Annotated in this window: 15 protein-coding genes and 1 tRNA gene; 13 read left to right on the plus strand and 3 right to left on the minus strand. The window is 67.7% G+C overall.

From position 1 onward, the window contains the following. Positions 1-88 precede the first annotated feature (88 nt). The 9 genes from ACZ63J_RS13860 to ACZ63J_RS13900 all read left to right on the plus strand — a co-directional run bounded on the left by ACZ63J_RS13860 (position 89) and on the right by ACZ63J_RS13900 (position 7,893). On the plus strand, positions 89-544 hold the full coding sequence (locus ACZ63J_RS13860; protein ID WP_465400786.1) for a hypothetical protein: 456 nt from the start codon (positions 89-91) through the stop codon (positions 542-544). A 303-nt stretch (positions 545-847) separates the two neighbouring features. Beyond that, positions 848-1,087 (plus strand): hypothetical protein, encoded by a 240-nt coding sequence (locus ACZ63J_RS13865; RefSeq protein WP_465400787.1) that lies wholly within the window; start codon positions 848-850, stop codon positions 1,085-1,087. Between the two features lie 82 nt (positions 1,088-1,169). Beyond that, the gene (locus ACZ63J_RS13870; RefSeq protein WP_465400788.1) at positions 1,170-1,391 is read left to right on the plus strand and encodes a hypothetical protein; all 222 of its coding nucleotides are present in this window, start codon (positions 1,170-1,172) and stop codon (positions 1,389-1,391) included. A 315-nt stretch (positions 1,392-1,706) separates the two neighbouring features. Continuing rightward, positions 1,707-3,254 carry an FtsK/SpoIIIE domain-containing protein gene (locus tag ACZ63J_RS13875; RefSeq protein WP_465439472.1) on the plus strand — a complete coding sequence of 516 codons (1,548 nt, stop codon included), beginning with the start codon at positions 1,707-1,709 and terminating at the stop codon, positions 3,252-3,254. Beyond that, complete coding sequence (locus ACZ63J_RS13880) at positions 3,251-3,637, plus strand: hypothetical protein (protein ID WP_465400790.1); 387 nt, start codon at positions 3,251-3,253, stop codon at positions 3,635-3,637. Before ACZ63J_RS13875 ends, ACZ63J_RS13880 begins: the two co-directional genes overlap by 4 nt. Next, a complete protein-coding gene (locus ACZ63J_RS13885) occupies positions 3,637-5,262 on the plus strand; it encodes a replication initiator (RefSeq protein ID WP_465400791.1) in 1,626 nt (541 codons plus the stop codon). The genes ACZ63J_RS13880 and ACZ63J_RS13885 overlap by 1 nt, the downstream gene beginning before the upstream one ends. 16 nt (positions 5,263-5,278) lie before the next feature. Further along, positions 5,279-5,476: a helix-turn-helix transcriptional regulator gene (locus tag ACZ63J_RS13890; RefSeq protein WP_191312486.1), complete on the plus strand. Its 198-nt coding sequence runs from the start codon at positions 5,279-5,281 to the stop codon at positions 5,474-5,476. After that, positions 5,476-6,669: a site-specific integrase gene (locus ACZ63J_RS13895; protein ID WP_465400792.1), complete on the plus strand. Its 1,194-nt coding sequence runs from the start codon at positions 5,476-5,478 to the stop codon at positions 6,667-6,669. The genes ACZ63J_RS13890 and ACZ63J_RS13895 overlap by 1 nt, the downstream gene beginning before the upstream one ends. Before the next feature lie 147 nt (positions 6,670-6,816). Further along, positions 6,817-7,893: a hypothetical protein gene (locus tag ACZ63J_RS13900; protein ID WP_465400793.1), complete on the plus strand. Its 1,077-nt coding sequence runs from the start codon at positions 6,817-6,819 to the stop codon at positions 7,891-7,893. Positions 7,894-8,326: 433 nt separating this feature from the next. Here ACZ63J_RS13900 and ACZ63J_RS13905 read toward each other — a convergent pair. Then, positions 8,327-8,399 (minus strand) — tRNA-Lys (locus tag ACZ63J_RS13905). A 111-nt stretch (positions 8,400-8,510) separates the two neighbouring features. Here ACZ63J_RS13905 and ACZ63J_RS13910 point away from each other — a divergent pair. Continuing rightward, positions 8,511-9,050 carry an AAA family ATPase gene (locus tag ACZ63J_RS13910; protein WP_465400794.1) on the plus strand — a complete coding sequence of 180 codons (540 nt, stop codon included), beginning with the start codon at positions 8,511-8,513 and terminating at the stop codon, positions 9,048-9,050. A gap of 46 nt (positions 9,051-9,096) precedes the next feature. Then, positions 9,097-9,639, plus strand: coding sequence for a DinB family protein (locus ACZ63J_RS13915; protein ID WP_465400795.1), 543 nt, complete (start codon positions 9,097-9,099; stop codon positions 9,637-9,639). 3 nt (positions 9,640-9,642) lie between these two features. Here the strand turns inward: ACZ63J_RS13915 and ACZ63J_RS13920 are convergent, their stop codons facing one another. Further along, complete coding sequence (locus ACZ63J_RS13920; RefSeq protein WP_465400796.1) at positions 9,643-10,287, minus strand: TMEM175 family protein; 645 nt, start codon at positions 10,285-10,287, stop codon at positions 9,643-9,645. A 68-nt stretch (positions 10,288-10,355) separates the two neighbouring features. Between ACZ63J_RS13920 and ACZ63J_RS13925 the strand changes: the two genes are divergently transcribed. Beyond that, a complete protein-coding gene (locus ACZ63J_RS13925) occupies positions 10,356-11,981 on the plus strand; it encodes a lyase family protein (RefSeq protein ID WP_465439474.1) in 1,626 nt (541 codons plus the stop codon). Between the two features lie 166 nt (positions 11,982-12,147). Beyond that, complete coding sequence (locus ACZ63J_RS13930; RefSeq protein ID WP_465313717.1) at positions 12,148-13,137, plus strand: SCO0930 family lipoprotein; 990 nt, start codon at positions 12,148-12,150, stop codon at positions 13,135-13,137. A gap of 17 nt (positions 13,138-13,154) precedes the next feature. On the opposite strand, the gene ACZ63J_RS13935 is transcribed toward ACZ63J_RS13930, so the two are convergent. Continuing rightward, a complete protein-coding gene (locus tag ACZ63J_RS13935; protein WP_465400798.1) occupies positions 13,155-13,781 on the minus strand; it encodes a DUF4383 domain-containing protein in 627 nt (208 codons plus the stop codon). Between the last annotated feature and the right edge of the window lie 53 nt (positions 13,782-13,834).

Here is a 13,834-nt window from a genome sequence, read left to right on the forward strand (position 1 = left end):
ACGAGGTTTATCTTCGTATACGAGGTTGGTTCGAACGGACCAACGCAGGCCCGGACGGCGGGCACCACGAAGAGCAAAGGGACACACGATGGCGATCACCAGGGGACACCGGTTCGAGATCGGCTTCGACGACGCCTTCCCGCAGGGGTTGGTGCTGGTCGGTGACGTCTCGCCGGACAACGAGTACCAGTCCAGGGAGGACAAGGCGGCTGGCCGGCCGACCCGGCAGCGCGTCGACGAAGTCACCGGGAAGCGGCAGTGGAAGGCCACCGTCACGGACCCGGACGAGACGAAGGCGAAGCGCGCCTCGTTCGAGATCACGCTCTTGGCCGACGTTCAGCCGGTGCCGACCACGGCGGAAGCGCTGCCAGGGATGCGTCCGGTCGAGTTGGACGGCCTGACCGCCGAACCGAAAGTCGCTGGTCAGGGCGAGTTCAAGTACCAGTCGTACGTGTACCGGGCGACCGGCTTCAAGTCCGCGGCTTCCGGTGGCGGCACGAAGTCGGCGCGGACGAACACCGAGTCGACGCCCAAGGCCGCGTGATGGGAGCCCTGGTGCCCAGGAATGGCAGCATCGCGCTGGCACCCGGGCACCTAGTCGAGGCGTGGGAGGTGGCCTACCGGCGCTATGGCGACCTGTCGACACGGGCAGGCGACCAAGCCGACGGCCGCACCGCTCAGGTTTTGGCTGCCGCTTCGATCGACGTCGCGGCTGCTTGGCGAGACCTCGCGAGTCAGGGCCAGCTCTCCTGGTGGGTGCTCGCGGCCGTCACCGCCGCGATCGAGGGGTTCGAGGAACAGGCGCTCCTGTGGCAGGCGCGCTCGAACAACAAGGAAGGACAAGGCCATGGCGTTCAACGCGACGTGGGCCCCTGGGCCGGAAGCGGTCGCGGGAATGCAGGTCGTCGGAATCCACCACAATCAACCGGCACTCGTGATGTACCTGGACAAGGACAGCATCGCGATCACGACACCGGGTGGCCCGGCGACGTGGCCGGAGTTCGTCAGGTTCCTCCGCGAACTCCGCGACGCGGCTGACGAAATGGTCAAGGTTCTGCAGACCGAGCCGGGCGACCCCGGCACCTAAGTCCGGCACGGGGACGGTTGGAAGTTTGGCCCTGCCACCGTCCCCGTGCCTCCCGTCCACGTTCCACAAGGGAGGTGAAGCGGTGAGTGCCAGGCTACGGCTCACCCGCTGGCGACGCGATCACCCGTACCGGACCAAGCGCCTGCGCCGCGTTCGGCTCAAGTGGCTCGTCTGCCGCATGTGCGGGTACGGGTCGTTCCTCCAGCTGGACGGCTACTACGTCTGCCGCAACTGCGTCGCCCATATCGATCGGGCGATAGCCGACCGCGAGCGACGGTACCGAGAACAGCACAAGTCCAACTAGAACAGTCCACATTAGACAGAACGTGCGCTGGGGTCGCGCGGCGATGCCGCACGCCCAAATGCGGCGACCAAAAGGCAAGGCGCAGAAGCGGAAACTCGGCTACCAACCATGCCGCTCCTGCGCTGTCCACAACCGCGAGGTGTGAACAATGCAGACGCTAGACGATGACAAGCAACCATCGCCAGTGGGGGTCACCCGCTCGCGGTGCTCGGAATGCAAGCGGTTCGCTCGGCTGCTGCCCGGCGAAACGAAGTGCGCCCCCTGCTTGGGTGCGTTGCCGCTGGATCTCTCGGCGGTGCTGGGTGGTGGTCGGCGATGACCTCTCCCGGAATGCTCGTGATCGCCCTGGCCGGCCTCGGCCTCTTCGTGTGGGTCCTGGCCAAGATCGGACGCGCGCTGGCGTCCATGGCTGAGCTGCTGACCGCCATGGTTGTCGTGTTCGTGGCCCTGTGGTGGGCGTGCAAGGTCGTGTTTTGGCTGTTCTCGCAGGTCGTGATCCACTGGCGCACCAGCCTGACCGTGATCGCGGTCTACCTGTGGTGCGTCTGGGTCGGCTGGGCCTGGCTGGTGGTCAACCTCGTCGGCCTGGCGCTGATCCTCGGGGTGTGGCGGCTGCTGGACGTGACCTCGTTCGATCAGTGGTGCGGTCGGCCTTTGCGGTCGTGGTGGCTGCGCTGGGCGGTCTATCACCTCAAGCTGCCGGGATGGCTGCACGCCTGCGGCCTGAGCGTCCGGGACGCGGCGCTGCCGGTTGAGGTGACCGTGAATCTGGTGGGTCGTCGGAAGGCGTCTCGGGCGACGGCTCGACAGTCCGGCGTGCAGGTCCCCAAGGTTCTCGGCGTTCGCTCCGGCCCGTCGTGGGATGAGGTTCGGGTGCAGCTCGTCCCGGGCCAAAAGCCGGAGGACTTCGACGACACGGCCCGTGCTCTGGCCTCGGCACGGAAGGTCGCCCGCTGTCAGGTGCGGGAACTGGCGCCGAACGTGGTGTCGGTCGACTTCCAGCGCCGGGACCAGCTGGCCGCGCTCGTGCACTCCCCCGCGCTGCCGGAGGGGCAATCCGCGGTGGATCTCCGCAAGGTGTGGGCCGGTCGGACCGAGTACGGGCACGACTGGCGGGTGCCGCTGCTCGGCTCCGGCGCGCACTGCCTGACCGCTGGTGCCTCTGGCGCGGGCAAGAACAGCGTGATGTGGTGCCCGCTCGTCGCGGCAGCACCGGCGATCCGGTCGGGTCTGGTGCGCATGTCGGGGATCGACCCCAAGGGGATGGAGCTCGCCTACGGTCGCGGGATCTTCGCCCGGTACGCGGTGTCGGGGAAAGACGCGCTCGAGGTGCTCGACGGCCTGGTCGAGGAGATGGAAACCCGTAAGCGTCAGTTCGCCGGCCGCGTCCGCACCATCCTGCTCTCGACCGAGTACCCGCTTGAGCTGCTGGAGTTCGACGAGATCGGCGCTCTGACCAAGTACACCGACCGCAAGACCCGCGAACAGATCGTCGAACGCGTGGCACTGCTCAACACACAAGGGCGCGCGCTCAACATCTCCGTGCGCGGGTACGTGCAGGAGCCGACCAAGGACACCGTCCCGGTCCGGGAGCTATTCACCCGCCGCGTCTGCCTGCGCGTCACGTCGAAGACGCACGTCGGCATGGTCCTCGGCGACGGCGCATACGAACGAGGTGCGTGGGCCAACCGCATCGGAGACAGCGAGGCCGGGGTCGGGTTCGTGTGGGGCGAGGGCATCCGTGAACCGCTGCGTATCCGGGCCGGGTGGGTGTCGGACCAGACGGTGAAGGCGCTGGAGCAGTACGTCACCAACGGTGGGGCCACTCGTCCGGTGCTGGGTGGCGAGGGGGTGGCGGCGTGAACCGGCTGATGATCTTCCTCGACACGATCCGGGACCACCTCGACCTGCACCAGCTCCCGCCGGTGGCGACGGTGACCGTGCGGACCTGGTCGGACCCGTTGACGGTCCAGCTCGACGCCCACCGGCTGCCTGACGTCGCGGGGGCTTTGCTGACCTGGGCTAACACCCTCGATTACGTGTCGGCTTCGCTCTGGCGCACCTCGGACGGCGACTCGGTGCACCTGTCGGTCAACGGCCGAACGCCGTGCGGCATCCCGGTGCACGTCTACAGCGGCGTTGCCTACGACCCGGCGGTGTTCCCGGACCTGCCTGCCGGGCAACGGCAAGACCTACCCGTGTTCCAGCTTCGGCAATGGTCCCGCCCCGGGGAGGTGGCTGCCTGATGACACCCGAACAGATCTCACCGGCCGGGACGCGGGCCGAACGGATGCGCACGCCTCTTGCTGCTGACGTGATCCGGGCGACGGCAGAGAAGCACGGCGTCTGCGTCCGGCCCTTCACCATGGAGGTCGGCGATACCGAGACCGGAGAACTCCGCTACGTCCCCGTGCCCTGCGGCTCCACAGTGGAATCGGTCTGCCTGCCCTGTGCGCGGAAGGCAAAGGCGCTTCGACAGGCTCAATGCCGCGAGGGCTGGCACATGACCGAAGAACCCGTCCTCGCCACCGAGCCACCCTCGGAGGACCACAAGGAACTGCTGACCTACCGCGCCGATCTCGTCGCGGCCTACCGGGAGGTGGTCGAGCACGACCAAACAGAGGCCGAGGAACTGCGGGAGGAGGTCGCCGGGGTCGACGCGGAACTTCGGCAACTCGGCATGCGGGGCCGGCTGCCCGCCCTCGACGTCCCGACCATGCGGGCGGTGAAACGGTCGACGCGTCGTCGGCAGGACGCGCCGAACCTGCCCCGGCAGAAGGTCGCCAAGACCACCGTGGGACGGGAGTACGCGGGGAAGTTCCGGCCGTCGATGTTCGTGACGCTGACCTGTGACTCGTACGGCCCGGTTCGTGATGGCGCGCCGGTTGACCCAAGTCGATATGACTACCGTCGGGCCGCCCGGGACGCGGTGCATTTCTCGGCGCTGGTGGACCGGTGGTGGCAGAACCTGCGCCGCGTGGTCGGCTGGGACGCCCAGTACTTCGCCACCGTCGAGCCGCAGAAGCGGACCGCTCCGCACCTGCACGCCGCGATCCGCGGGGCGATCCCGCACGACGTCATCCGCCAGGTCACCGAAGCGACATATCACCAGGTCTGGTGGCCCAACCACGACCAGCTCGTCTACACGGATCGGCTGCCGGTCTGGGACGGCGACACCCGGATGTTCCTCGACCCCGACACCCGGGAACCACTGACCAGCTGGGATGACGCCGTGAAAGAGGTCGAGGACCCGGCGCACGTCGTCGTGTTCGGGCGGCAGGTGCACTCGAAGGGCATCCTCGGCGGCACCGAAGAGGCCGGCCGTCACATCGGCTACCTGACCAAGTACCTCACCAAGTCCACCGGTGAGGTGGTCGAGGCGGACACGGCTCGGCTGCGGGATCACCACGACCGGCTCCACGCCGAACTGGCGGTCACCCCGTGCTCGCCGCGCTGCGCAGTCTGGCTGCTCTACGGGGTGCAACCGAAGGGCGCGGGCAGCAAGACCACCCCGGGGCACTGCAAGGGGCGGGCGCACCGGCGGACGACGCTCGGGCTGCCGGGGCGGCGGGTGCTCGTGTCGCGGAAGTGGTCGGGCAAGACCCTCGACGACCATGAGGCCGACCGTAAGGCGTTCGTCACGCAGGCGTTGGCGGCGATCGGGATCGAGAAGCCGCAACCGGACCCGGCCCGGCTGGTCTGGCGCAAGGTCGAGCCCGGAGACCCGCAGGTCCCGCCCCGGCCGCACCTGGTCATGCGGGCGATCGCGGAGCGGATCACGTGGAAGGCCGAGTACGACCGCGCGCTACTCGCTGCTTCCGGACCACCGGGGGACGGTCCGGAAACTTCGGCAACTCAGCTCGCGGCTTGATCTGGAAGGGGGAGGCATGAACAACTACGCGGGGTTCAGTCGGCTGTGGACGGTCGAGGACGTCTCGAACTACCTCGGCGTCCCGGTGTCGACGCTGTATCAGTGGCGGACCAAGGGCTACGGTCCGGCCGGCCGTCGGATCGGCAAATACGTCCGGTACCGGCAGGAGGACGTCCGTTCGTGGGTGGACCAGCTGTCGGATGAGGTGGCGTGATGCCTCGCCCTCAGCTGGAGATCGGGACGTACGGAGAGGTCCGCTACTCGGCAACTGCGAAGGGCTGGCGGGCTCGCGCGCTGTTCCGCGACTTCGACGGTCAGACGCGGGAGGTCGAGCGCTCGGGGAAGACGAAAGGCAAAGCGGCGCAACGACTTCGGGACGCGTTCCTCGATTGGTCGGGCTCGACGACTGGCGAGATCACCCGGGAGACCCGGCTCAAGGATCTGGCCGCTGTATGGATCGAACAGGTGCAGCAGGACGTCCGGGAGGGCATCAAGTCGCCGACGACCATCAACACCTATGAGTCGATCCTCAAGCGGCACATCGTCCCGGGGATGGGTGAGCTGCGGGTGCGCGAGGCGACCGTGATGCGGCTCGACCGGTTCCTCGGCGCGCTTCAACGGACCGTCGGGGCGTCGACGGCCAAGACCGCGAGGACGGCGCTCTCGGGGATGCTCGGCCTGGCCGCGCGGTACGACGCGATCGACAGCAACCCGACGCGGGACACCCGCCGTATCCCGAAGAGCAAGAAGAAGCCCCGGGCCCTCGACGCGGAAGAGCGTACGAAGTGGCTGGCGAGGGTCGAGGCCAACGAGAAGGCGCGCCGCTGGGACCTGCCGGACCTCTCGCGCTTCATGATGGCGGCGGGCGTTCGCGTCGGCGAGGCGCTGGCGACGTTCTGGGAAGACGTCGACTTCGTGGCGGGCACGGTGGACATCACGCACACGGTCGTCCGGGTCAAGGGTGAGGGCCTGCTCCGCAAGCCTCGACCGAAGACGGAGTCGAGCATGCGCGCTCTCCCCCTGCCCTCCTGGGCGCTGGCGCTGCTGGAGCGGCGGTGGGCCGAGGCGAAGGCGGATGGCCGGCCACTCGCGAGCCCGATCTTCGCCAGCACGACCGGCACCCTGCGGGACCCGAACAACGTTCTGCGGGTGCTCCGCGAAATCCGGGGATCCGACGACTTCCTGTGGCTCACGTCCCACAACTTCCGCAAGACCACGGCGACCGCCTTGGACGACGCGGGCGTCCCGACGCGGCTGATCGCTGATCACCTCGGCCACTCGCGGGTGTCGATGACGCAGGACACCTACCTGGGGCGGAAGACGGTCGACCCGATCACGGCGAAGGCCCTCGAAGGGCTCTTGGATAAACCGCCGGACTCCGACTACGGCAATAAACCAACAGGATGATCTTGCCATCCAAGTCACGCTAAACCAGGTCACCGCCCTGAGTCACGTCGACAAGCAGAGCCTCCCGAGCCCGTCCTTCTGATCTCAGCGTCCAAAGTCGGACTGCTCGTGTAGCATTTCGACAGACTTCAAGCTCTGGATCGTCAGATGAGGAGGCGGAGCGACCAAGCGATGCTGCCATCTACGGACCAGGGTCATTTCTTCAAATACCTGACAACCCTTGGCGTGGCTGTAACTGTAGCCTCCCTGGGCATCGGCGGCCTGTTTTTGCAGACACAAAATGACCTTCTTATCGATCAAACTAAGATTAATCAGATCACTGGTACAGCACGAGAAGCTATCAATAAAAAGCAGCAAATAATTCTTCTGCTTACACAGCTCGCACCATGGCTAATGATATTTCTGATTGCGGTTGGAATCACTCTGGTGATCATCGGCCTTGCCGGCTGGAAGAAGCGCCAAGATACTCTTGACGAGAAGGACCGCGCCGAGCTCAGCAAAACACAGGCCGAAGTTCGACAGATGACCGAGCAAGAGAAAGAACAAAAAGCGCTTGGCGAGGCAGTCGAAATCCTGAACACGACACAAGACGTCGATAATCAGCCTCAAACCTCAGTCGACGAGCGACCGAGTGATGATTTAGAACCTTCGAATGCGTCTCCTTCGCACGCAGAGCCAAATGAATCGCCATCCGAATCAATATCCAAAGCCCCTTCCCCACGGATATCCGAGCTCGCCACCCAGGTCTTAGGCCTTGAAAGAGACCTTGTCTCGAAGCTTGAAAGTTCTTACGGCATCTTCCATTCCGTACGATCCAGCTTCACTGCAACGCATCCTGAATTCGGCCTTCGCCTGGAGGCAGATGCGCTTGTGGCTGACGCGGTAAAGAAGAGAGTGTACGTATTCGACCTGAAACTCTACCGCTCAAGGGTGCCCACAGAGTCACTAACCCGAACTGCGCTTCAACTTGCGGCCGTTTCGGAAGCAATGCTGAATTGGTATCCCGACTTCGAGATCACCCCGGTCATCGTTGCGATCATCGACGGCATTGATATGCAGTCTTTGGAACCGGCAATTCGCAGATTCAGGGGAACGGTAGTAGGATTAAAACACAAGCCGGTCATCATACCATACACCCTAGAAGGGTTTCTCAAGGCGAGCCCTCAGGAGTTTCGAAAGAGAGTCAGCGTTGCTCGAAACAGCGCGGCACACAAGGGTAATTGAAGGCACTTCTCTTGCTACTTCGCACAAAATTCTAGTCTCTTCGTCCGTCTCGTCGATTCTGCGCAGTCTAATCGAGCTTGCCGAGGACCTCGGCTCTGCTCTAGGGGGCGCACCGGTTGGACCCACTGATGAGCTCGGCAGTGCCCGTCTAGACCACCCCAACGGCTGCCTGCCCGGTGATGGCGCCTCTCCTTCGAGGTGACAACCTTGCCCGTGAGCGGTCGCTCGACCCCACCTTCCGGCGTGCGCCTGCCGGGTCTGAGTGCCAGTCGTATGCTCCGTCAGTTACCCACGGGGTCAACGGCGTGCTCAGCGGCTCCCGGCGGCTGGCTTGGTCGCTCTCGGATAATCCGTCCGACCCAAACCCGGGGATAACCCGGGGAGCCGATCTTGACCGGTGGCGACCGGTAGGCCGCTGACCAGGGAGTTTGAGTGGGCCGCCTGGGGCTCGAACCCAGAACCTACGGATTAAAAGTCCGCAGCTCTACCAATTGAGCTAACGGCCCGCGGCTTCAGTTTAGCCAGGGCCGGGTCACCCACCCGCACACCGGGTCCGGCTGAGGCGTCGGCGAAGGTCAAGACTGGATCTTGCCGGGGTGGCCGCCCATGATGCCTGCATGTCTGGTTCGCTGCTGATCCTCACCGGGCCGCCCGGGGCCGGGAAGTCCACCGTTGCGCGGCTGATCACCGAAGATGCGCCGCGGGCGGCCGTGCACCTGCACACCGACAGCTTCTACCGCTGGATCCGGACCGGGTTCGTGCCGCCTTACCTGCCCGAGGCCGCGCGGCAGAACGAGGTTGTGCTCGGGGTGATCGCCGAAGCCGCGTGCGGCTATGGCCGCGGGGGTTACGACGTCGTGCTCGATGGCATCGTTGGGCCGTGGGCCCTGCAGCCCTTCCGCGACGCCGCGAAGCGGGACGGTCTGGACCTCTTCTACGTAGTGCTGCGGCCCAGTCTCGAGGTCACCCTCGCCCGCGGGACAGCCCGTGAAGGCCGGGAGCTCACCGAGGTCGAGCCCATCAAAGGGATGCACGGCGCCTTCGCCGCCCTCGGCGAGCTCGAACGGGACGTCATCGACACTTCAGGCCAGACGATCGAGGAGACGGTCGACGCGGTCCGGCGCCGGGTCGCTCTCCTCCGCGAACAACTATCCTGACCTGCGGTGATCCAAAACTGTCGGACCCCTGTGGCACGCTCCGCTCATGACCGAACACACCCCGCCGGTACTCGCCCCGGCCCGCTTGACCGGCGACCGGATCGACCCGACACCCGTAGCGGGCGAGCGGCAGGCCCTGACCGAGAGCCTCGACTACTACCGGCGCACTTTCGAGCTGAAATGCGCCGGCCTGGACCCGGGCAGGCTGTCCGAACGCTCGGTACCACCCTCGACGCTGACCCTGCACGGGCTGCTGCGGCACCTCACCGGCGTCGAACGCTGGTGGTTCCGCATCCAGTTCGCCGGTGAGGACCTCCCGAACCTCTACTACTCCGACGACGACCCGGAACAGGACTTCACGGCGCTGGACGGCGACGTCGGCGAAGCCTTTTCCTTGTGGCACAGCGAATGTGAGCGATCCCGGGAGATCGTCGCAGCGAGCGAGTTCGACCAGACCGGCACGCGCATCAGCACCGGCGAACCGTTCACCCTGCGCTGGCTGATGCTGCGCATGATCGGCGAGTACGCGCGGCACATCGGCCAAGCCGACCTGGTCCGGGAACGGATCGACGGCGCGACCGGCGAATAGGACTCAGGCTGCTGCCGCCCGGCGGCGGCGAAGCCGGAAGAGGAGGCTGCCCAGGAGGGGAACGACGATCCAGCAGGCGTACGCCCAGCGCGTGAAGAAGGCGACCGGGATCGAGATGACGAAGGCGGCGGCCATCGTGCCGACCCCGCGGTAGATCTCGCCGAAGCGGTTCGGCGGGGTGTCCGCGCGGTAGAGGTGGTGCCGCTGGATCTGCCGGGCCATCACGAGGAACAGCGTCAGCGCGACGACCTGCACGAGTGCGTAGAAGACGAAGCGGAACTCGAACGCGCCGTCTTCGGCGATCACCTTCGTGGCGAAGGGCATGAGCACCTGCATCAGCAGCCAGCCGAAGCTGAGGTGCACCAGCCCGCCGCCCAGCGTGGTGACGTAGTGGAAGAGGCGGTGGTGCGCGCGCCAATGGCCACCGATCACGGCGAAACTGATCAGGAAGGAGATGTAATCGGACTGATGATCCCCGAGTGACCGCAGCAGCTCGGCGCTGGTGGCGCCTTCCGGCAGCGGCAGCTCGAGCGAGAGCAGGGTGATCGCGATGGCCACGACGGCGTCCGAAAAGAAGGTGAGCCGCTCTGCGGCGATCCCCCGGCTTTCGGAGTCGACGGCGTCTTTGTCGGACGTGACGCTGCTCATGGCCGGGGAGCGTGCCAGACGCGGTTGCGTGGGCGGTCGCCGAGGTGGGTGCGTGCGATGCTGGCGCCATGAGCGTCGACCCCGATTGCGGACTCCTGTCGCCGGTGCGGGCCGGTACGCCGGCCGAAGCGTCGACCGGTGACGAGGCCTGGCTGCGCGCCATGCTCGACGCCGAAGCTGCGCTGGCCAGAGCGCAGGCGCGGCTCGGCACGGTGCCGTCCGGGGCCGCGGCCGCCATCACCGAGGCGGCGGGCAGCGCGCGGATCGACGTCGTCGAGCTGGCGCGCGGGTCGCGGGCGACCGCGAACCCGGTCGTCGGGCTGGTCAAGGCGCTGATGTCGGCCGTCGGGGAGATCGCGCCCGATGCGGCGGAGTACGTGCACCGCGGCTCGACCAGCCAGGACATCTTCGACACCGCGATGATGCTGGTCGCCGACCGGACGCTGCGGCCGCTGGTCGCGGACCTCGACGCCACGGCCGAGGCCCTGGCCGGGCTGGCGCGCGCGCACCGGGACACGACGATGGCCGGCCGGACGCTGACGGCGCACGCGGTGCCGACGACGTTCGGGCTCAAGGCGGCGGGCTGGCGGCAGCTGGTGCTGGACGCGGCCGTCCGGATCCGGCGCGTGCTCGACGGCGGGCTGCCGGTCTCCCTGGGCGGCGCGGCCGGGACGCTGGCGGCGTACGTCGAGTACGCGCGCCTGGCCGGCGACGCGCAGGCCGGCCAGACCAGCGCCGGGGGCGGGGGCGGGGGCGGGGGCGGGGGCGGGGGCGGGGGCGGGGGCGATGATCGCCGCACCGGCACCGGCGGCGGCAACGGCAACGGCAACGGCAACGGCAACGGCAACCGCGACGATCGCGATACCGGCAGCCGTGACGGCGATGGCATTGATCGCCGCACCGCCACCGGCGGCGGCGACGGCGGCGACGACGACGACCGTGACTATGCGGAACGGCTGACCGCCGCGTTCGCCGAGGAGACCGGGCTGGCCGCTCCCGTGCTGCCGTGGCACTCGCTGCGGACGCCGGTCGTCGACCTCGCCAACGCGCTCGCCTTCACGGCCGGGGCGCTGGGGAAGCTGGCCGTCGACGTCGAGACGCTCACTCGGACCGAGCTGGGTGAGGTCACCGAACCTGCCGCGGATGGGCGGGGCGGCTCGTCGGCGATGCCGCACAAGCGGAACCCCGTGCTCGCGACGCTGATCCGCTCGGCCGCGCTGCAGGTTCCGGTGCTGGCCGTCGGGGTCACGCAGTCGATGCTGACCGAAGACGAGCGGTCGGCCGGGGTCTGGCACGCCGAGTGGCAGCTCATCCGTGAGTGTCTCCGGCTGGCCGGGGGTGCCGCGCACACCGCTGCCGAGCTGGCGCGCGGGCTCGGCGTCGAGCCTGGGCGGATGCGGGCGAACCTCACGTCTACGCACGGGCTGATCGTCTCCGAACGGCTTTCCGCCGTGCTCACCCCGCTGCTGGGGAAGGCGAGGGCCAAAGAGCTGCTGGGTGAGGCGTCCAAACGAGCAGTGCGGGAGGACCGGCCGCTGCGGGACGTGCTCGACGAGCTGCCCGCCGTCACGGCGGTGCTCACACCCGCCGCGCTGGACGGGCTGCTCGACCCGTCCGGTTACACCGGCGCGGCGGGCGCGCTGGTCGACCGTGCCCTCCGTGATGACCGCGGGTCGGCTGGCGCTTCGACGTAGGGCCGGCAGCGTCCCGGTGGGGACGTCGCAGCTCAGCGGGCCGGGCCGGCCCCGTCGGGAACCGCGGGAAATTTCTTTGAACCGCCTCTGGCGGGGGTCCGTGTAGTGGGTATCAGGCAGCCGCACCGAGCGGCGGGAAACCCCAACGGACACAAGGAGAACTTCCATGCTTCGCACGCGCATCGCCGTCTCCGTCGCCGCTGCGGCAGCCGGGCTGGCAGTGCTCACCGCTTGCTCGGGTGCCGAAACTGCTCAGCCGGTCATCGCCCCTGCGGCGGCGGGTGGCACCGGTGGCGGCCAGATCGCCAACGGGCAGGTCGGCAACGCCGCTCCGGCGTCGAACGAAAGCAAACTCGTCGTCGCGGATGTCGCGGACGTCGGGCAGGTGCTCACCGACCAGAACGGCATGACCCTCTACCGCTTCGACAAGGACACCGCCAAGCCGCCGAAGTCCAATTGCGACGGTGACTGCGCCAAGGCCTGGCCGCCGATGCTGGCCACCGGGGACGTTCAGGTGCAGGGGGTCGACAAGAGTCTCGTCGGGAAGGTGACGCGGGCCGACGGCACCGAGCAGATCACCGTCGGCGGGTGGGCGCTCTACCGCTACGCCAAGGACACCAAGGCGGGCGAGGCGACCGGCCAGGGTGTCGGTGGCGCCTGGTACGCCGCGAACGCCAAGGGCGGGAAGGCCGGGCAGGCCGCTGCCGAAGCCGGCGTCGTCAAGCTGAGCGCCAGCAAGATCGACGGCCTCGGCGACGCGATCGTCGACCAGAACGGCATGACGCTCTACCTGTTCACCAAGGACACCAAGAAGGCCAAGACCTCCGCCTGCAACGGTGACTGCGCCAAGACCTGGCCCGCCGTGCTCTCCAACGGCAAGGTCGAACTGCAGGGCATCGACTCGAAGCTGCTCGGCAGCATCAAGCGCGCGGACGGCACCGAGCAGGTCACCATCGGCGGCTGGCCCGTCTACACCTTCGCGAAGGACCTGAAGCCGGGCGACGCGAACGGCATGGGCGTCAACGGCACCTGGTTCGTCATCGAGCCCAACGGGTGCAAGGTCGGCACCACCCCCAGCTCCACCGCCAACCAGGCTCCGGCTGACAGTGGCGCTGGGAGCAGCAGCAACTCCGGCTCGGGTGGCACCACCTACTGAGCCACCCAGAACTTCCTCTAGTGCGCGAGGCCCGGCGGACGCTCTTCACGAGCGACTTCCGGGCCTCGCTCGTTGTTGCGACGCAGGAACGAACGGCGGCGCGGCGCCTCGGGCTCGGCAACACGGTCGGTGTCGGTGACGCGGTCGGTGCGCTGCTCGACGACCGTGGGCTCGTCGACCGTCTCGTCTTCGGGGACGAGGATCGTGCGGCGGGCCGGGAGGACGGCGATCAGCAGGCCGAGCGCGGCGACGCCGAGGTGCAGCCAGGTGTCGGCGGGGCCCATGTCCATCGGGTTGCCGGCGGTGGCGAGCGGGTTGTTCGAGATGAGGCCGTCGATCATCAGGCCCCACACGAACAGGGCGCCGTAGCCGATGAAGAGCAGCCAGCCGAACGTGCGGGCGCGGCCGGAGCCGAACGCCAGCAGCAGGCCGACGACGCCGGTCACGACGCGGACCAGGCTCATGAGTGGATTGCCGGAGAACCGCCAGATCCCGGCGTCGTGGTGGCCGGCGAAGTTGCCGACCCCGGTCCTGGTGAACCCGATGATGCCGACGACGAGGAACGCGATCCCGGCCAGTCCGGCCAGCACCTGCGCCGGCTGCAGGCCGCGAACCCGGATGCGTGCGCCTTTCGCGTGAGTCATGACTCCAGTCCTTCCCAGCATGTGGTGACGACCGTCACCGCACACAGGTACCC

The organism is Amycolatopsis sp. NPDC104863, assembly GCF_055582965.1.